This is a genomic window from Rhodococcus sp. NPDC056743 (assembly GCF_042790355.1).
GTDB lineage: Bacteria > Actinomycetota > Actinomycetes > Mycobacteriales > Mycobacteriaceae > Rhodococcus_F.
In genome coordinates, this window is the sequence record NZ_JBHTZI010000003.1 from 321,793 (window position 1) to 340,509 (window position 18,717).

Consider the following 18,717-nt stretch of genomic DNA (forward strand, 5'->3'; position numbering starts at 1 on the left):
CGACAAAGTCAGGGGTGCAGGCAGCGAGAAATCGCCGCTCAGCAACACGCCTGATCGAAGCATGCGCTACGACGAGTGGGCCAGAACGCCATCAATCCGAGCGCGAATGCCGGTGAGGCATCGGAGCTGGAATTCTGCACGTTGGGGTCCTTTTATCTCGTTTGTGGGTTCTGTTCCTTGCGAGCATAACCATTGACAGCGAGATTCAACCCACCGCGCGCGCGAACCGTCCCACTCGTTGGACAAGCTCGTCGAAGAACTTCACCGGATCAGTGCTCACCACGATGTCTGCATTGGGATCACGTTTCCAGTGTCCGACCCAATCGGCAACGGTAGTTCCGATCAGAAGTGGGCTCTCGGTTTCGACGTCCACGGTTGCCGGCCTCAGGACGCCCAGCGCTGGGTTCAGTGCGATCGCGGCAGCAAACGGGTCGTGCATGTGGGCGAGGAAGCCCTGGTCGTACTCCCGGTGGAATTCCATGTAGAACCGGATCGCGTCGGACAGATGCCGGATGACGCTGTTCGACGCCGCACTACGAACGTCGGGTCCGTCGTCGGGAGAAATGATCTCGTCCGGGGTGCTCCCTGCCGCTTCGGCAAGCCGGCGGACGTGTTCGGGGAACATCTCGATCGACTCGGTGACGTTGAGGCCACAAATGATCGGGCGCCGGTGCGCGGGGACAACAGAAAACGCGTCGAACACTTCCTTGGCGGCGTGAGGGTCGACGGAGACGTTCCATTCGGCGGTGGGCGTCGTGTTTCCGGGGTAGTTGAACGAACCGCCCATGACGACCAGTCGATTCAGCAGACGTGGAAGGTCTGGTTCGATCCGGATCGCGAGCGCCAGATTCGTCAGGGGACCGGTCACCAGCCCTGTGATCTGACCGGGATATTCGCGAACCAGGTCCACCCACAGTTCGGTGGCAGTGCGTACCGACAACTCTCGCCCGGAATCGGGGAGTACCGCGTGACCTATGCCTTGCGGTCCGTGGGTTTCCTCGGTGGTCCGCAACGGGATCACCAACGGCACGGTGGCGCCTAAGGCAACCTCGATATCCGGGGCTCCGCACAGTGCCAGCCAGTTGAGATTGTTGGCCGCGACCTGTTCCACGGGAACATTTCCCGCGGTGCTCGCGATCCCGAGGATCTCGGCTTCGGGGCTGGCCAGCAAGTACAGCAGAGCCAACGAGTCGTCGATGCCGGTGTCGACGTCGACAATCAGCTTGTGACGGTTACTCATCCGTTGCCGCCACGGTCGTGGGCGAGTTCAGGACGGGAAAGTTCACGGATCGCGCAATGAAGCATTTGGCATGAGCGGGACCGTGCAGAGCCTCCGCCTTGTCGACCATCGACGCGTCGGCCACCAAAACCGTTGGGTGCAAGGTTACTTCGATGAACTGGCCATCACCGTCGGCCTCCTCGATCATCGTCCCGACCGGCTGATCCGTGTAATCGAGCACGACGACGCCGGCAGCGGCGGCCAGCCCGAGGTACCAGAGCATGTGGCACTGTGCGAGCGACGCGACCAGCATTTCTTCGGGATTCCACCGCTCCGGGTCGCCGCGAAAAGCGGGGTCGGAACTCCCCAGAAGTTCGGGTTTGCCTGCAGCCGAAACGGAATGGTCCCGCGAATACGCTTGTGAGCTGGAGGTTCCGGTTCCCAGATCGCCAGTCCACTGCAGATCCAGGGTGTAGGTATGCGACTTCACATGTCCATCTTGCCTTGTATGCGTCACTATCTCAGCGCACCCACGCGGCAACGTCCTTGCCCCACTTCTGCGCCGGCGCCGGGTAGTCGTCGAACTGGGCCAGCGCAGGTCGCGCAGTGGTGACTTCGCCATGTGTGACAACAACATCTGGCCCTGGTGCCTTGGCAGGTTCAGGCTGCACGGTTCGGCCCGGAGCATCGAGCAGTCGTACCCCGGTTCGAGCCAGTGCCACGTCGACGTCGCGACCGTTTCCGTCCTGCCTCTGCAAGGTCAGAGCGTCCACGATGCCGGCAGCCAGGAAGTATCCCGTGGCGTGGTCGAGTGCCTGGGCGGGGAGCGCGCCGGGCTTGTTACCACCTTCGAGGAACGAGATCCCCGACGCGGCCTGCACGATCGAGTCGAATCCGCGTCGATCTGCCCAGGGGCCGTCCCAGCCCCACGCGCTGACCCGTCCGTGAATCAGGTGGGCAGGGAGTTCTCGCCCGATGAGTGCTTCGAGGGCGCCCGGGCGGTACCCGGTCACCAGGACATCCGCGCTGTCGAGAAGTTCGCGGAAACGTACGGCACCTTCGGAGCTCCCGAGGTTGAGAAGTGCCGATCGCTTTCCTTGCCCGGTATCGAGGTGCTGCCATTCGATTTCCGGCATGCTCGGCGGATCAATACGCAGTACATCAGCGCCGAGTAGCGCCAAAGCACGTGTTGCGACCGGTCCGGCAATAACGCGGGTGAGGTCCAGAACGCGCAATCGAGTCGAACGCGTGGGTGTTCCTTCGCTCTCGCGCACTCGGACGGATACGAGCGGAGCCGACCGCGCCGTGGCGTACTGCTCGCTCAGGCGCCATTCGTTCTCGGTACGGACGCGAACGGCAATGGCGCCGACATCGGCGGCACGCTGTTCGATCTCGATGGCATCGAACTCGGATATCCGTTGCACTACATTGTCTTTGGTTGCACTGGAATCCAGGTCGAGGAAAGACAGCAGTCGGTCGCGATGGTGCGGGTAGTTGCCGTGGGTGCGCACCCAGCCGTCGCGGGCGGCAAAGAAGCCCGAGTACGCCGAGAACGCGTCGACGGGTTGCCCGCCTATCCGCAGGAGTCGGTCGCTGGAGAAGGATGCGGCGATGCGTTCGGGATCGAGAGGCCACTGCGTGCGATCAAGCAGTTGCGAGCGCTCTATCGCCGACGCGAAGGCAGCCACCGAACCGGCAGCGAGGTCGAAGACCGGCAGATGAGCGGAGAGGTAACCTCCGGACTCGGGACACGTGATCGAAGCGTGAACGTGCGCTCCGACGTCGCGCTGGTACTCGTCCAGATAGAACCCGTAGCCGTGCTCCATGCGATGCCTTTCGGGCGGTCAGTGCCCGAGTAGATCCCGGCACCGTTCGGCCAGCGTAGCGCGGAGCGGGGCAGCCCTCTCCGCCAACTGCTGTTGCTGCCGAACGTATTCGGCACGGCCGGCGGGAGTTTCGATGGCAATGGGGGAGTACCCGTATTCGCGCAGGTCGTAGGGACTGGCACGCATGTCGAGTTCACGCGCCAAGAGTGCGTGCTCGAAGCACGCCATCACCAGATCGGAATCGACGAGCGGCAGTAGTTTGAAGCTCCATTTGTAGAGATCCATCCCGGCATGCAGGCATCCAGGCTGCTCGTAATCGATCTGCGTGTCGCGGATCAGATTCAGGGCATTCTTCGGAGCCGCGTCCGGTGTGAAGAAACGGAACGCGTCGTAGTGAGTGCATTTGAGGGGCAAGGATTCCACTACAGCGTCGGTGCCCGCGGATCCCAGCCGTAGCGGAACCGACTGATGACGGATCGCTTCCTCGTCGCCGCGGTACACCATCGCCCACTCGTGCAAACCGAAGCAACCGAGCACAGCGGGGCGAGAGGACGTCTGGTCCAGCAGCTTTCCTACGAACTCGACAGTGTGCCGTCGACGGTCGAGCACGGAAGGATCGACGCTCGCGTAACCGGATTCGTCGACGCGGTACCCCGAGAACTCGGCGTACTCGGATGCGCCTTCCAATGCGACGCTGTACCCGGGGTGCCAGCGTCGGAGCTGCGCCGGTTTGAAGTTGTAGTAAGTGAACAGGAAGTCGTGTACCGGGTGAGTGATACCGGCGCTACGACGCGCCCGGTGCGGCCCGACAAGCTGCTCCACTTTCTCGAAGTGAAGTGCTTGCCGAGCCGTCCACTCGCTGCGGCTGAGCGCGAGTGTTTCCACCGAACGTGTCATGGATCAGTTGTTCCGCTGTCCCGGAACTGCGTCGGTTCCGCGGTGCGTGCCGTCGCGGACGGTGCCGACGTACTCCTCGAGGAGATCCTCCAGTGCGACGATGCCGATGACAACGCCGTCGGCGTCGGTGACGGCACCGAGATGCGAGCTGGCGCGTCGCAGGCCTGCCAATGCCTCGGCGAGTGGCGTGCTGAGCGGAACAACCGGCAACGGACGAATATCCGACGTGGGCACGACGGTATCCGGCCCCGCAGCTTCGTCGAGAACCTCGTCGAGCACGTCCTTGAGGTGCACGTATCCGGCCAGAGTGCCGTCGGCAGCCCGGACGGGGTAGCGCGAGTAGCCGGTTTCGATGACGGCCCGCTCGATGTCGCCCAGCGTGGTGCCGGTCGGAGTGAGCGGGATGGTCCGCACTTTGTCGAGCGTGATCAGAACTTCAGACACCGTGCGGTCGGTCGATTCGAGGGCCTGCTTCAACCGTCGGTGCTCTTCGGCGTCGATGAGTCCTTCGGATCGGGATTCACCGATCATCGCGGACAATTCCACCGCCGAGACCGTGACGTCGAGCTCGTCCTTCGGTTCGACTCGCAGCAGACGCAGAATCCCGTTCGCGCACACGTTGTAGAACGCGATGATCGGGCGCGCGATCTTGATGAACCCGAGATGGATCGGCACGAGCAGCATCGCCGTCTTCTCCGGCCCGGCCAGCGCGATGTTCTTGGGCACCATCTCACCGAGCAGGATGTGCAGCACAACCACGAGCGACAGCGCGATCGCAAACGAAATCGGGTGCAGTAATCCGTCGGGCAGGCCGACGGCTTCCATCGGCACCTCGAGAAGATGCGCGATGGCGGGCTCGGCGACCTTACCGAGGAGGATCGAACAGATCGTGATGCCGAGCTGCGCGGCAGCGAGCATCAGCGACAGGTTCTCGCCGGCTTTGATGACGGTGAGTGCCCGCTTCTTGCCCTGGGCGACCAACGCTTCGAGTCGGTCGCGGCGAGCAGAAATCAGCGCGAATTCCGCGCCGACAAAAAATGCGTTGCCTGCTAGCAGTACAACGGTGAGGAGAACGCCGAGAAGGTTATTCATCGTCGGACTCCTTCGTGCGTTCTGCTGATTCGGGTTCGACATCTGCCGGTACCGGGGTGATGGTTACTCGGTCGATACGACGGCCGTCCATCGACGTGACTCGCGCAATCCACTTGCCGCGGTGATCGCCGGACGCGTCGACGTCGGGCAATTCCACCTCGTCTCCCTCATCGGGGATGCGCCCCAATTCGGTGAGCACCAACCCGCCGAGGGTGTCGTAGTCGCCTTCGGGTGCGGTGTACCCCGTAGCGGAGGTGACTTCGTCGATGCGCAGGAGTCCGGAGCAGGACCACCCGTCGCCGGCGCGCTGGACGTCGAGTTCGGGTTCGTCGTGCTCGTCGCGCACGTCGCCCACGATTTCCTCGATGAGGTCTTCCATGGTGACGAGGCCTGCGGTTCCGCCGTATTCGTCGACCACGAGTGCGACCTGCATGCCGTCGGAGCGGATGCGTTCCATGACAGCGTCACCGTCGAGGCTCGACGGGACTACCGGTACGCGCTGGGCGAGGCTGTCGACTCGCGTCGTACGCCTGCGGTCGGCCGGAACCGTGAACGCGTGTTTGATGTGAACAACTCCGACGGTGTCGTCGAGGTCGCCGCGGACAACGGGGAACCGTGAGTAGCCGGTGCGGGACGCCGTCACGATCAGGTCTGCGACGGTATCGGACAACTCGAGTGATTCGATCTTCACTCGCGGCGTCATGAGTTCTTCCGCTGTGCGGTCGCCGAACTGCAACGACCGGTTGACCAGAAGCGCAGTGCCCTCGTCGATGGAACCGCGCTGCGCCGACGTGCGGACCAGCGAGCCGAGTTCCTGGGGGGACCGCGCCGAACGCAGTTCCTCGGCAGGTTCGATGCCGAGGCGCCGCACGATCCAGTTGGCGGTTCCGTTGAGCCCGTTGATCGCCCACTTGAAGATGAGTGAGAAACCGGCCTGCATTCCGGCGGTGGCGCGGGCTGTCGGCATCGGCTTGGAAATTGCCAGGTTCTTGGGGACCAGCTCACCGAAGATCATCGAGAACGACGTCGCGATAACCAGGGCGAGGATCAAAGACGTTGTGGACGCTGCCGATTCGCTCAGGCCGACGGCTTTCATGACCGGGGTGATGAACCGGGCGAGAACAGGCTCGGCGAGGTAACCGGTGATGAGTGTCGTGATCGTGATGCCGAGCTGCGCGCCGGACAGCTGAAACGAGAGCGTCTTGTGCGCGTGCTGGACCTGACGGGAACGGAGGTCACCGTCACGGGCAGCTTCGTCGACGGTGCTGCGCTCGAGCGCAGTGAGTGAGAATTCTGCCGCCACGAAGAGGGCGGTACCTGCGGTCAGTGCGATGAAGCCGAGCAGACTGAGAATGGTGAATGCGATATCCATCGATCATCGCCACCCAAGTGGAGAGCTGAGTGCGCCGGGTTTGTCTCCCGGCTCGCTAGAGGAGCCCTCCGAACCAGCGGAATCGGACGATTCCTCGGATAAAACGACGGGTGTTGCGCCGGATAAGTGTGTGGGTGCCTCGGGCACCGGGTTCCTCTCGTCGGGCCGAAGACTTCTCGGCTCTAGCGGACTCGGTCGGGTTGCCGATTGGCACCCGACCGAGTTTTCATTTGTTGTTTCCAGGTTCGATGATACCGGCGAGTGCCCGCGTATTGGGAGCCGAGCACCCGCCGTTCGTCACAATTGCCGATTCACCAACCGATGGGGAGGGGCCGTCCCTCGGCAAAACCGGCAGCAGACTGCACACCGAGAACTGCCTTGTCGTGCAGTTCCTCCAGTGAACGTGCACCGGCATACGTGCAGGTACTGCGCACACCGGAACAGATCTGGTCGATCAGATCCTCGACGCCGGGACGCTCGGGATCGAGTCGCATTCGTGAACTCGAGATGCCCTCCTCGAACAATCCCTTCCGGGCGCGATCAAAAGCCGTTTCGGTGGCAGTGCGCGCGGCCACCGCACGCTTCGACGCCATCCCGAAGCTCTCTTTGTACGCGTTGCCGGCCTGATCGACCTTGAGGTCGCCCGGCGACTCGTACGTGCCGGCAAACCACGAGCCGATCATCACGTTCGACGCACCCGCAGCCAGAGCAAGTGCAACGTCGCGCGGATGCCGCACTCCGCCGTCGGCCCACACGTGCTTACCCAATTCGCGTGCTGCCGCGGCACATTCGGCAACGGCCGAGAATTGCGGTCGGCCGACACCCGTCATCATGCGTGTCGTGCACATAGCGCCGGGTCCGACGCCGACCTTGACGATGTCGGCGCCTGCGGCGATGAGATCGCGGGTGCCCTGCGCGGAGACCACGTTGCCTGCCACCAACGGCACACCGAGATCCAGAGCTTTGAGTGTGGTCAGGGCGTCGATCATGCGCTGCTGATGCCCGTGGGCGGTATCGACCACAATGACGTCCGCGCCGGCATCGACCAGCGCTTTGGCCTTGGCACCCACATCGCCGTTGACGCCGACCGCCGCAGCAACGCGCAGAGCGCCGTTGGCATCTACCGCTGGGTCGTAGATTCCGGCACGAATCGCGCCGGTGCGAGTCAGAACCCCGGCTAGGGTGCCGTCCTCGTTGACGATGACGGCAAGCGGATCATGCTTGGTTTCGAGCAGTTCGAACACCTCACGCGGTGTTGCGGTGACCGGGGCGGTGACGAAGTCGGTGATCGCCACAGTACGGAGGCGAGTGAACCTGTCGACGTCCGCGCAGGCCGCTTCGGTGACAACACCGAGGGGCTTGCCGTCCTCGACGACCACCACTGCGCCGTGCGCGCGTTTGGGCAGCAGGGCCAACGCGTCGGAGACAGCGTCCTCCGGGCTCAAGGTCACCGGAGTGTCGGCCACGAGATGACGGCTCTTCACGAATGCCACGGTCTCGGCCACAGCTTCGGTGGGGACGTCCTGCGGAATGATCACCAGCCCGCCGCGCCGTGCGACAGTTTCGGCCATTCTGCGACCGGCCACTGCGGTCATGTTGGCGACCACGACGGGAATGGTGGTACCCGAGCCGTCGGCGGAGGCAAGATCGACGTCGAACCGGGACGTCACGTCAGTCCGGTTGGGGACGAGGAAGACATCGTCGTAGGTCAGGTCGTATGGGGGGCGTTGCCCTTCGAGGAACTGCACGTTTCACGAGCTTACCGGCGAAGGCGCAGTTACGCCGATCGTTTCGCGTCCTTGCGACCGCGAGAGCGCGATTGTCGTGACGATCATGACGGCGACGGCGCAACCGATGACAACAATCCCGAGGCCCTCGACGCGTAGTCGCTCGTCGAGAACCGTCATGCCGAGGAAGACCGCCGCGATGGGTTCGCCGATGGTCAACGCCGGCAACGACGCAGACAACGGACCCACCTGGAACGCGCGTTGCTGGACGTAGACGCCGATGGCCCCCGACGCGATGAGCGCCCAGGTCTGCCAGGCACTCACGACGCTGACGAACCCGTCCCCGAGTAGATCGGTGACGTACTTCGTGAACGCCACGGCGATACCGTAGAAGACGCCCGCCGCGGCGCCGAGAAGCAGTGCACGCCAGCCTGCGTCGAGTTTGGACAAGCCGCCGATGGTCGCAACGACGGCGACGCCGACCGTGATCGTCAAAGGCACGGCCCAGTCCGACCACGGTGCATTGCTGTCGCCCTCGGTGGGATCACCGACAACGAGAAATACAGCCAAGGCAATGGCAAGCATGACCGCAAACGTCCAGGCGGTCCGTGTGATCCGGATGCCCGAGAACTTTGCCGACAGCGGCAGCGCGAACAACAACGACGACACGATCAACGGCTGCACCACCAGCACCGAACCGAGTGCCAGCGCGAGCGCCTGCATGACGTAACCACCGCCGTCGCCGATCAGACCGGCCCACCACCGCGGACTGCGGATCAACGACGCGACCAGCGCTCCGCCCTCGGGTACCGACGACGCGGCCCGCTGTTGAGCAACCGACGCGCACGCGAAGAGCAATGCGGCAGCGAGTGCGCAGATGATCGAGATCAGTGGAAGATCGCCCATAGATCTCAGTGTGCGCGTTTGCCTCCGGCTTTTCCGGCAGACGGGCGACCGGAATTGGGTTTACCTGTTCCGCGGCGCGGCGTGAGTCCCTTGGATGCGAGGCGCTCCGAACGCGTCGGGACGGGAGTACCGTCGGCGCGGATCTTCTTCACCGTCTTGGGATCGGTGACCCGGCGCGAAGCAACAGCGCGCTTGTCTCCGTCTTTCTTCATCCGGCCACCTGCTGCCGTGCGGCCCGCGGTGTCGTGTTCCTGCCGCCCACGCTTGGCCGTATGCGTGACCTCGACGCTCGTGTCGGGCGCTGCGACGGGGATCCCTGTCGGTTCCATGGCACCTGTGATGCGGGTGAGCTCCAGATCGTCGGGACGGACCCGAACACTGTGGACTTTCACGCCGGCTGCCTTGGTCAGCTTCTCGACAACCGCGCGTTCTTCATCGGTGACGATGGTGACAACAACACCTGATTCACCGGCGCGGGCGGTACGGCCGGCGCGGTGCAGGTAATCCTTGGCCTCCGCAGGCGGATCGACATGGACGACCAGCGTCACGTCGTCGACATGGATACCGCGGGCCGCGACGTCTGTGGCGACCAGGACCGGCGTCGTGCCGTCGGAGAACGAGGCGAGGGTCTTGGTCCGGTTGTTCTGCGTCTTCCCGCCGTGCAGAGCGCCGGCGGAGACACCGATCAAATGCAGTTGCTGCGCAAGACGATCCACTCCGTGCTTGGTCTTGACGAACATGATGGTGCGCCCCGCCCGCGAAGCGATATGTGCGACAACGGATCTCTTGTCCACCTGGTCCACGAAGAGCAGGTGATGTTCCATCGTGGAGACCGTCGCAACCGGGGGAGCGGTGGCATGTGACGCCGGGTTGCGCAGGTAACCCGCGACCAAATCGTCGACTTTTCCATCCAGTGTCGCCGAAAAGAGAAGGCGCTGACCATCTTTCGGGGTCGTGTCGAGAATCTTGGCAACCTCGTCGATGAAGCCCATGTCCGCCATGTGGTCGGCTTCGTCGATCGTGGTGATCATGACGTCGTCGAGAATCACCGATTTCTGATCGAGCAGATCGAGCAACCGGCCCGGCGTGGCGATCAGCAGATCGACGCCGCGAGCCAGAATGTCGGCCTGACGCTTGATCGGGACACCGCCGACCGCGCTCGCAACGCGCAAGCCCACCTCGGTGGCCGCGTCGTCGAGCGCTTTGTGAATCTGAATTGCCAGTTCGCGGGTGGGCGCGAGCACCAATCCGCGCGGGCGATTCCGGGTGCTTGCGCCGCCCTTGAGACGCACCAGCATCGGAAGCCCGAAGGCCAGGGTCTTGCCGGAACCCGTCGCGCCGCGGCCGAGAACGTCGCGGCCTGCCAGCACATCGGGGATGGTGGCTGCCTGGATGGGGAACGGAGCATCAATCCCGTGCCGGCGCAGTGCGTGCACCATCACAGCAGGGATTCCGAGGTCGATGAACGAGCGCCCTTCGGTAGATGTGGGCGAGTCGATCGTCGATTTCGGCATTTGTCCAGGCTACCGGGTATCGGCAGACGCAGGTGACCGCGTCTGCCGATACCGGGTGTGAATCAGGCCTCGATTTCGCTACGGTCACCGCTCCACAGCGTGTGGAACTTGCCGGGCTTGTCGATGCGCTCGTAGGTGTGAGCGCCGAAGAAGTCGCGCTGACCCTGAGTCAAGGCTGCCGGGAGGCGCTCCGCGCGCAGACCGTCGTAGTAGGACAGCGACGACGCAAACGCCGGCACCGGGATGCCGAGCATCGTCGCGGTGGCGACAACACGACGCCAGCTGTCGATGCCGGCTTCGATGGCCTCACGGAAGTACGGAGCCAGAATCAAGCTCGGCAGCGACGGATCAGCGTCGAACGCGTCCTTGATGCGGTTGAGGAACTGCGCCCGGATGATGCAGCCGCCGCGCCAGATGGTTGCCAGGTCGGCAGGCTTGACGTCCCAGTTGTACTCGGCGCTGCCGGCAGCGATCTGATCGAAACCTTGCGCGTACGCCACGATCTTCGACGCGTACAGCGCAGCCTGGATGTCCGCTGCGAACTGCTCGGCGTCAGCCGGCTTGTCGCCGAGAGAGCCGGCGGCCAGACCCTGTGCCTGAGCTGCTGCGCGCTGCGTGCGGCTACCCGACAGCGCGCGAGCGAACACGGCCTCGGCGATACCGGTGACCGGCACGCCCAGATCCAGAGCGGACTTGACCGTCCAGCGGCCCGTGCCCTTCTGCTCGGCAGCATCGACGATGACGTCGACCAACGGCTTACCCGTCTCGGCATCCACCTGCCGCAGAACTTCTGCGGTGATCTCGATCAGGTACGACTCGAGCGTGCCCTTGTTCCACTCCGTGAAGACATCGGCGACCTGGCCGGCGTCGTAACCCAGAGCGTCACGGAAGAGGTTGTACGCCTCGCCGATGAGCTGCATGTCGGCGTACTCGATGCCGTTGTGCACCATCTTGACGAAGTGACCGCTGCCGTCGGGACCGATGTGCGTGCAGCACGGGGTGCCGTCGACATGAGCGGAGATGGACTCGAGAAGGGGGCCGAGAGCCTCGTAGGACTCCTTCGGGCCGCCCGGCATGATCGAGGGACCATTGAGCGCGCCTTCTTCGCCACCGGAGATGCCAGCGCCGACGAAGTGCAGTCCACGGGCACGGATCGCGGCCTCACGGCGGATCGTGTCCGTGTACAGCGAGTTACCGCCGTCGATGATGATGTCGCCCGGCTCCATCGCATTGGCGAGCTCTTCGATCACGGCGTCGGTCGGCGCGCCGGCCTTGACCATGATCAGTACGCGACGCGGCTTCTGCAGCGCGGCAACAAACTCCTCGACGGTCTCGGTGCGCACGAAATCGCCCTCGGAACCATGCTCGGCGATCAGTGCATCGGTCTTCGCGATGCTGCGGTTGTGCAAGGCAACGGTGTGACCGTGGCGGGCGAAATTGCGGGCAATATTCGAACCCATGACGGCCAGGCCGGTGACGCCGATCTGAGCTCGGGGTGATTCGGTGCTAGTGGTTGACATGCTTACAGCTTTCCCTCTCGGTCCGCGGCTGTGAAATCCTGCGCCTGGCGCAGCCGAAAAAACTGTGCGGCCGCGACGCGCGTGAACATCAGACCGTGCATACAAAACACGGATGCAGATCACTTTATTGCAGTGACCTGCATCCGTCTCGATACAGCTTCCGGCGTGGCCGGAGTGTGATCAATATTCAGTTGGTGAGCCGCAGCTCAGCGCGCGTATTACCGCTGGTCGCGCTTCGGGCCGTCGAAGCCGTCGTAGCTACGACGGTCGGTGCGACTGCGGAATCCGCCGCCACTCGTCGAGCCTGCGCGTTCGCTGCTGTCGCGGTTTCCTTGGTAGCCACCCGTGGAGCGGTTGCCTTGGTATCCGGTGGAGGGGCGGCTGTCGCGGTCTCCGTAGGACGGACGGCTGTCGCGGTTTCCTTGGTATCCGCCACGTTCGCTGCTGTCGCGGTTTCCCTGGTACCCACCGGTCGAGCGGTTGCCCTGGTAGCCGCCGCGGCTTTCGCCGTCGCGGTTTCCTTGGTAGCCACCTGTGGAGCGGTTGCCTTGGTATCCGGCGGAGGGGCGGCTGTCGCGGTTGCCCTGGTATCCGCCACGTTCGCTGCTGTCACGGTTTCCCTGGTACCCACCCGTGGAGCGGTTGCCCTGGTAGCCGCCGCGGCTTTCGCCGTCGCGGTTGCCCTGGTACCCACCCGAGGAACGATCACCCTGGTATCCGCCGGAGGAGCGGTTTCCTTGGTATCCGCCACGTTCGCTGCTGTCACGGTTTCCCTGGTACCCACCGGAGGAGCGGTTGCCCTGGTAGCCGCCGCGGCTTTCGCCGTCGCGGTTTCCTTGGTATCCACCCGACGAGCGGTTGCCCTGGTATCCACCCGACGAGCGGTTGCCCTGGTAACCGCCTTCACGGTTGCCCTGGTAGCCACGTGAACCACCGCGGTCGCCGAAGGAACGCTCGCCACGAGAAGAGCTCTCGCGCAACGGTTCTCCGGTGGGCTTCTTCGCTCCGGTGATGCGAGCGAGCTCTGCGGAACCCGGGGTGACGGGGACAGCGGCGGCATTGACGCCGGCCATTCCGGTCAGACGCTTGAACTGACGCTTCTGGTTCGGCAGAACAATCGCAACGACGGTGCCCTTCTCGCCGGCGCGAGCCGTACGGCCTGCGCGGTGAAGGTAGTCCTTGTGATCAGCCGGGGGATCGACATGCACAACGAGGTCGATGCCGTCGACGTGAATGCCGCGGGCTGCGACGTCGGTGGCGACAAGCACGGGAGTGCGGCCGTTCTTGAAACGCTCGAGGACACGGGTGCGCTGGTTCTGTGCCTTGCCGCCGTGCAGCGACTCTGCGGCGATGCCGACTGCGCGGAGGCGATCGGTGATGCCCTCGCAACCTAGCTTGGTGCGGGCGAACATGATCGTGCGTCCGTCGCGGGCGCCGATTTCTGCGAGAACCGCGTCCTTCTGTCCACGATCGACGAGAAGGACGTAGTGCTCCATCGTGTCGACGCTTGCGCGGCCGTCTTCGGTGGAGTGGGTGACGTGGTTGGCCAGGAACTGGCGGACCAGCGACTGGACCTCACGGTCGAGGGTTGCGGAGAACAGCAGACGCTGTCCGTCTGCCGGGGTCTCGCCGAGGATCGAGCGAACCTCGGGCAGGAATCCCATGTCTGCCATCTGATCGGCTTCGTCGAGTGCGGTGATTTCCACCGAGTCGAGGATGCAGGTGCCCTGGCGCAGGTGGTCGCCTAGGCGACCCGGCGTTGCCACCAGGATGTCGACACCACGACGGAGCTGGTCGACCTGCTTGGCGAACGGCGTACCGCCGACAGCGGGACGGACCGTGAGTCCGAGGGCTCCGGCGTAGGAGCTCAGCGAGTCGACCACCTGGAATGCAAGTTCACGGGTGGGAACCAGCACGAGTGCGCGGGGGCGCTTGGCGGCCGGGCGATCTTCGTGGCGCGACAGGCGGGTCAGCATCGGCAGGCCGAAGGCGAGGGTCTTGCCCGATCCGGTCTGGGCGCGGCCCAGAACGTTGGTGCCGGCAAGCGCGTCCGGGATGGACTGCGCCTGGATGGGGGACGGGCTGGTGATGGAGTTGCGCGCCAGAGCGGCAACAAGCTGCTCGGGCAGGCCGATCTCGGCAAAAGTGATGATGGGTTCAGCTGAAACTGCGTCAGCGGCGGGTGTTACTACATCTTCGGCGATGTTCTCAGAAGACGACATTTGGACAGCGTTGGTCACGCGGAAACCTCTCCGGACTACGGGCACGTCGCGGAGCGGAAGAAGCCATGCTTGAACACACGACACAGTTCGCAAAGGGACGAGCCAGGGCACATGTCACCTGGCAATCCGAACGCATACTGCGGGGAATTGGGCTGTGTGCCGTTAAATGTTGATGAACCACGATGGTGGCCGGGGTCTACTGTACGCCACGCGCTGCCGGGAAGTCAGGTAACCCCGGCTGTGACATGTACTACTACAGCGCGTTCTGCTGGTCAAGACCTTAGTACGCATTGAGAAGCAAGCGAAGTTCGGTGAGCCACGGAACGGCGACAGCGACTGTGGGGACCACCAGAATCGTGATGGCGGCAAGATAGGCGCACACCGCAACGCGGGGGTCGGCGGCGTCCGTCGAGAGCCGCTGGACGCGAATCAGCGTCGAGGGACCACCGGCTGCCATTGCGCCCCGCGGTGCGGTCGAACCTGCACACGCGACGAGTGCGCGGGCGAGGGGAGTTGGGCCGGTCACCCGGACCGCGGAATCGTCGGCCAGCAATTCGACAAGCAATTGGACGGATCCCAGGGCTGACTTGCTACGAACGAACCGGGGGAACGCATGATTGACGGCCGTGAACGCTTCGAGAACCAGATCGTGACGCGCACGCAGGTGTGAACGCTCGTGCGTGAGAATTGCCTTGACCTCGGCATGATCGAGGTTCTGCAAGGTTCCTTGGCTCAAGACCACTCGCTGACGTATGCCGGGCAGGCAGTACGCAATGGGCTCTTCGACATCGAGAACGCGTAAGTCCGGGGTGCGCTCCACGGCAGCGGGCATGGCGCAGTCGTCGAGTAGATCCACCAGGATGCGGTGGCGTGCGCGTCGACGACGCGTTCGAACCCCCACTTGGAGGATCGAGAAAATCAGTTTGGCGCCGATGAGCAAGGTGAGCGCAAACACCACGACATACAGAATCCAGAGTGGCAAACCAAGAGCGTCGATTTCAGCGGTCGGCGCAGTGGTCGGCCGCCCGTCCGGTCCGGGAACAAGAAGCTGACTGGCAATGGCCAAGCCGGAGCTGAAAGCTGACAGCACCGCGGCAAGCGCGATTGCTTGCCACAGGACGAGTGCCGCGCGGGGCGCTCGGTACGGCCACGTAGAGCGGCTCAGGAGTGCTGGTACCGGGCCCGCGAGCAACAGCGCGAGGATTCCGAAAACCAGTGCAGTGGTGGCGTTCATGACCTAGTCATCATGCACGAAGAAATCAGTTAGGCCTAGAAAATCTACGGCCGCACATCTTTTTTCGCGGATTCGCGCACCTCGAGAGCGGCAAGTGCTTCGCGCAGCGCGTCAGCCTCGTCGGCGTTGACCTGTCCCACGAAGTGAACCAGAGCTGCAGCCCGACCGCCGGACTCCGGCGCCTGAGCCAGCGCATCGACCATCAGACTCGCCACCAACTCTTCACGCTTGTTCACCGGGAGATAGCGATGTGCGCGATCGTCACGTTGCTGAATCACCAGATGCTTCTTCGCAAGGCGTTGCAGAACGGTCATGACCGTCGTGTACGCCAGTTCGCGATGTGTTGCGAGTGCTTCATGTACCTGTCGCACAGTTTGGGGTTCGGTTGTGGACCACAGATGATCCATAACCGCGCGTTCGAGTTCACCTAGACCTGCCATTCTTCGATTCTACGGACTTCCACGACGAAATACGTACTACTGGTAGTAGTACGGGCGAATCAATAGGTGTGGTATTGGACATAGTGAGCTGTAGGGCAGATAACGTGGATGGAGACCGTGGCCACGTCAGAGCAGAGTCGATCAGTAGAAAGTAGTCGCGCGTAGATGAAGATCGACAGTTCCTCGGAGTCCACGAATCTCTCGACCCGGCTATCGGTGTTCGGGGGTAAAGCACGCGAGCTTATTCGTTTCGGAATCCGAGATGCACCGCTGACGACGTCGCTCGTTGTCATCACGTGGGTGCTGGGTGCGGCAACGGGAAGCCTGATGCACGGGCCGCCGAGGTCATTGGCCCACCAGATTGCCGTCGGGATGGGTTCGTTGCAACACGGGCGATTGTGGACACCGCTGTCATCTGCCCTGTGGGAGGGCAACCTTCTGCGGTACATCGGCGCCACCGTGCTGTTGCTTGTTGTCGCCGCACCCCTCGAGCGGCGGATGGGTACGGCAAAACTCGCGATTGCCGCGGTGACAACGCAGGTACTGGGCGTGATCCTCGGGCTGGGGTGGGCGTCGCTGGCCAAGGTTGTCGACGCCAGCTGGGGATTTCGCCTCCACTCGGGAGCTGCGGTGGGCGCCAGCGCCTGGGTTGTGGGTGCACTCATGGTCGCAACCGCGAATATGGGCACGCTGTGGCGTCGACGCATCCGGGTAGGCGTTCTGGCTCTCACGATCACACTCGCGTTGTTCAGTGGGCAGCTTCAGGACGTCATTCGCCTGTTCGCGGGTGTCGTCGGCTTGGTGATCGGTGCGTGGATCGTCGGTCGGTCCGCCCGCGGTGATCGGATCGTCGGCACTGCGCGGGAGGGCCGGGTGCTGGTGGCGATAGTTGTCGCGGCAAGCGCGATCGGGCCGATGATCGCGGCGCTCTCCCCGGAGGCAGTGGGACCGCTGGCCGTTCTCCGCGATCTGTTCCGCGGTGTTCCCTGGACGGTGGCCGAGGTCCGTGACCTGTGTGCCGAGTCGTCGACCGATCCTGATTGCCGACGCGGCTTGTTGGAGCTGCGCTTGTCGGGGATCGGGCCGACGTTGCTCTCGCTGATGCCCTCGATCTTCGTGCTCGTTCTCAGCGACGGGTTACGGCGTGGCCGACGCTTCGCGTGGATCGCCACCGTGTGCGCACAGGTGGTCCTGTTGATTCTGTCGATCGGGAACTTCGTCATCCGGTTCATCGATGCGGCCGACAGCGACAGCTTGTTCTACGGCATCGGTGACCCCAACGTGTATCGGACGCTGGTTCCGTTTCTCACGCCGTTGTTCGTGCTGATCATGCTGATTCTCACGCGGCGATACTTCGACGTGTCCGCTCCGCCAGGGACCTATCGAAAACTCGCAGTGTCGCTGTTGGTGCTGCTCGCAGGTCTGATTGTGGTGTACGTGGGCGGCGGGATGGTTGCCCGGCACGGATTCGACCGTGAGCCTACCGTCGCGGTGCTGCTGGCGGATTTCCCGCAGCGGTTGGTGCCACCGGTATATCTGCAACTGGTTGATCCGCGGCTTCTGCCCGTCGACATCGAAGCGACCCTGCTGTTCGAATGGACCGGAGTTGTGTTCTGGGTGGCCGCGTCGATCCTCGTGTTCGTGACGTTCCGCAAACCTGTCGACGCGCTTGACCCGCGAGATGCCGGGCGGGCCCGCGAGATGTTGATCGCGGGAACGGGAAGCCCGCTGTCGTGGATGACGACGTGGAAGGGAAACACCTTCTGGTTCTCCTCCGACGGTTCCAGCTACGTCGCCTACCGCGTTATTTCCGGGGTGGCACTGACTACCGGCGATCCCGTGGGCCCACCGGATCGGATGCGACGCGCCATCGAAGAGTTTGCGGAGTTTGCCACGGCAAACGGCTGGATTCCGTGCTTCTACTCGGTTACCGACGACGTCCGAGCGATTACGGATTCGATGGGCTGGAGTGGCCTGCAGGTTGCCGAGGAGACCATGCTCGACCTGGGTGAGATCGCGTTCACCGGTAAACGATTCCAGGACATTCGAACGGCACTCAACCGGGCGAAGAAGTCCGGCATTTCGGCCGAATGGATCAACTATCCTCACGCCTCGATCGCGGTCAAGGATCAGATCGTGGCGATTTCCGAGGAATGGGTCGCGGACAAGGGAATGCCCGAAATGGGTTTCACGCTCGGCGGGCTCAACGAGATCGACGACGACAACGTGCGTTGCCTGATCGCCGTCGACGAGGAACGCACAGTCCACGGAGTTACGTCGTGGCTGCCGGTCTACCGTGACGGTCGAATTGTCGGCTGGACTCTCGACTTCATGCGGCGACGCTCCGAGGGTTTCCGGCCGACCATGGAGTTCTTGATCGCGTCGGCGGCCCTGAGCTTGGAATCCGAGGGGGTCGAGTTCCTGAGCCTCTCGGGCGCGCCGCTCGCGAAGGTCGCAACGGATGACAGCTCGAATTCGATCGAGCCCGAGGTCATGACGTTGTCCGGCGTGATGGACAACGTACTCGAATTCCTGGGGCGCACCCTCGAGCCGGTCTACGGCTTCCGCTCACTGCTGGCTTTCAAATCGAAGTTTCAGCCGCGGTATGTGCCGCTGCACATGGTGTTCGCCGACCCCGCTGCGTTGCCGAGCATCGGCAACGCAGTCGGGCGGGCGTACTTGCCGACGGTGTCACTCGGCCAGGGAGTGAAGTTGGTGCGGACGATCATCGGCCGCTGAGCGAGCGTC

14 protein-coding genes are annotated in these 18,717 nt (G+C 63.6%); 1 reads left to right on the plus strand and 13 read right to left on the minus strand.

The window, feature by feature from the left end; translation table 11 throughout:
* Positions 1-205: 205 nt before the first annotated feature.
* The 13 genes from ACFRFQ_RS08900 to ACFRFQ_RS08960 form a co-directional block, all read right to left on the minus strand.
* Positions 206-1,240 (minus strand): nucleoside hydrolase, encoded by a 1,035-nt coding sequence (locus ACFRFQ_RS08900; protein WP_378655799.1) that lies wholly within the window; start codon positions 1,238-1,240, stop codon positions 206-208.
* Entirely contained in the window at positions 1,233-1,709 is a 477-nt protein-coding gene (locus ACFRFQ_RS08905) for an OsmC family protein (RefSeq protein ID WP_378655802.1), read from the minus strand. Before ACFRFQ_RS08905 ends, ACFRFQ_RS08900 begins: the two co-directional genes overlap by 8 nt.
* Positions 1,710-1,740: 31 nt before the next feature.
* Complete coding sequence (locus tag ACFRFQ_RS08910) at positions 1,741-3,045, minus strand: CoA transferase (protein ID WP_378655805.1); 1,305 nt, start codon at positions 3,043-3,045, stop codon at positions 1,741-1,743.
* An 18-nt stretch (positions 3,046-3,063) separates the two neighbouring features.
* On the minus strand, positions 3,064-3,942 hold the full coding sequence (locus ACFRFQ_RS08915) for a 3-methyladenine DNA glycosylase (RefSeq protein WP_378655808.1): 879 nt from the start codon (positions 3,940-3,942) through the stop codon (positions 3,064-3,066).
* 3 nt (positions 3,943-3,945) lie between these two features.
* Positions 3,946-5,034 (minus strand): hemolysin family protein, encoded by a 1,089-nt coding sequence (locus ACFRFQ_RS08920; protein ID WP_378655811.1) that lies wholly within the window; start codon positions 5,032-5,034, stop codon positions 3,946-3,948.
* Complete coding sequence (locus ACFRFQ_RS08925; RefSeq protein WP_378655814.1) at positions 5,027-6,406, minus strand: hemolysin family protein; 1,380 nt, start codon at positions 6,404-6,406, stop codon at positions 5,027-5,029. Before ACFRFQ_RS08925 ends, ACFRFQ_RS08920 begins: the two co-directional genes overlap by 8 nt.
* A 311-nt stretch (positions 6,407-6,717) precedes the next feature.
* Positions 6,718-8,154 carry a GuaB1 family IMP dehydrogenase-related protein gene (locus ACFRFQ_RS08930; protein WP_378655816.1) on the minus strand — a complete coding sequence of 479 codons (1,437 nt, stop codon included), beginning with the start codon at positions 8,152-8,154 and terminating at the stop codon, positions 6,718-6,720.
* A gap of 3 nt (positions 8,155-8,157) precedes the next feature.
* On the minus strand, positions 8,158-9,039 hold the full coding sequence (locus ACFRFQ_RS08935; RefSeq protein ID WP_138868576.1) for a DMT family transporter: 882 nt from the start codon (positions 9,037-9,039) through the stop codon (positions 8,158-8,160).
* Positions 9,040-9,044: 5 nt separating this feature from the next.
* Positions 9,045-10,553, minus strand: coding sequence for a DEAD/DEAH box helicase (locus ACFRFQ_RS08940; RefSeq protein WP_378655819.1), 1,509 nt, complete (start codon positions 10,551-10,553; stop codon positions 9,045-9,047).
* A 62-nt stretch (positions 10,554-10,615) separates the two neighbouring features.
* Positions 10,616-12,073: an NADP-dependent phosphogluconate dehydrogenase gene (gndA, locus tag ACFRFQ_RS08945; RefSeq protein ID WP_138868578.1), complete on the minus strand. Its 1,458-nt coding sequence runs from the start codon at positions 12,071-12,073 to the stop codon at positions 10,616-10,618.
* Between the two features lie 218 nt (positions 12,074-12,291).
* Positions 12,292-14,313, minus strand: coding sequence for a DEAD/DEAH box helicase (locus ACFRFQ_RS08950; protein WP_378655822.1), 2,022 nt, complete (start codon positions 14,311-14,313; stop codon positions 12,292-12,294).
* A gap of 262 nt (positions 14,314-14,575) precedes the next feature.
* Positions 14,576-15,529 (minus strand): M56 family metallopeptidase, encoded by a 954-nt coding sequence (locus tag ACFRFQ_RS08955; protein WP_033232051.1) that lies wholly within the window; start codon positions 15,527-15,529, stop codon positions 14,576-14,578.
* 44 nt (positions 15,530-15,573) lie between these two features.
* Entirely contained in the window at positions 15,574-15,969 is a 396-nt protein-coding gene (locus tag ACFRFQ_RS08960) for a BlaI/MecI/CopY family transcriptional regulator (RefSeq protein WP_138868580.1), read from the minus strand.
* Positions 15,970-16,134: 165 nt separating this feature from the next.
* Here ACFRFQ_RS08960 and ACFRFQ_RS08965 point away from each other — a divergent pair, with 165 nt between their 5' ends.
* Positions 16,135-18,708, plus strand: a complete 2,574-nt coding sequence (locus ACFRFQ_RS08965) for a rhomboid family intramembrane serine protease (protein ID WP_378655826.1) — start codon at positions 16,135-16,137, stop codon at positions 18,706-18,708.
* Positions 18,709-18,717 lie beyond the last annotated feature (9 nt).

Bases quoted from the DNA above. Each gene is read 5' to 3' on its own strand.
- gndA (WP_138868578.1), bottom strand. From the start codon at position 12,073: ATGTCAACCACTAGCACCGAATCACCCCGAGCTCAGATCGGCGTCACC.
- ACFRFQ_RS08955 (WP_033232051.1), bottom strand. From the start codon at position 15,529: ATGAACGCCACCACTGCACTGGTTTTCGGAATCCTCGCGCTGTTGCTC.
- ACFRFQ_RS08900 (WP_378655799.1), bottom strand. From the start codon at position 1,240: ATGAGTAACCGTCACAAGCTGATTGTCGACGTCGACACCGGCATCGAC.
- ACFRFQ_RS08920 (WP_378655811.1), bottom strand. From the start codon at position 5,034: ATGAATAACCTTCTCGGCGTTCTCCTCACCGTTGTACTGCTAGCAGGC.
- ACFRFQ_RS08925 (WP_378655814.1), bottom strand. From the start codon at position 6,406: ATGGATATCGCATTCACCATTCTCAGTCTGCTCGGCTTCATCGCACTG.
- ACFRFQ_RS08965 (WP_378655826.1), top strand. From the start codon at position 16,135: ATGAAGATCGACAGTTCCTCGGAGTCCACGAATCTCTCGACCCGGCTA.
- ACFRFQ_RS08940 (WP_378655819.1), bottom strand. From the start codon at position 10,553: ATGCCGAAATCGACGATCGACTCGCCCACATCTACCGAAGGGCGCTCG.
- ACFRFQ_RS08910 (WP_378655805.1), bottom strand. From the start codon at position 3,045: ATGGAGCACGGCTACGGGTTCTATCTGGACGAGTACCAGCGCGACGTC.
- ACFRFQ_RS08960 (WP_138868580.1), bottom strand. From the start codon at position 15,969: ATGGCAGGTCTAGGTGAACTCGAACGCGCGGTTATGGATCATCTGTGG.
- ACFRFQ_RS08935 (WP_138868576.1), bottom strand. From the start codon at position 9,039: ATGGGCGATCTTCCACTGATCTCGATCATCTGCGCACTCGCTGCCGCA.
- ACFRFQ_RS08915 (WP_378655808.1), bottom strand. From the start codon at position 3,942: ATGACACGTTCGGTGGAAACACTCGCGCTCAGCCGCAGCGAGTGGACG.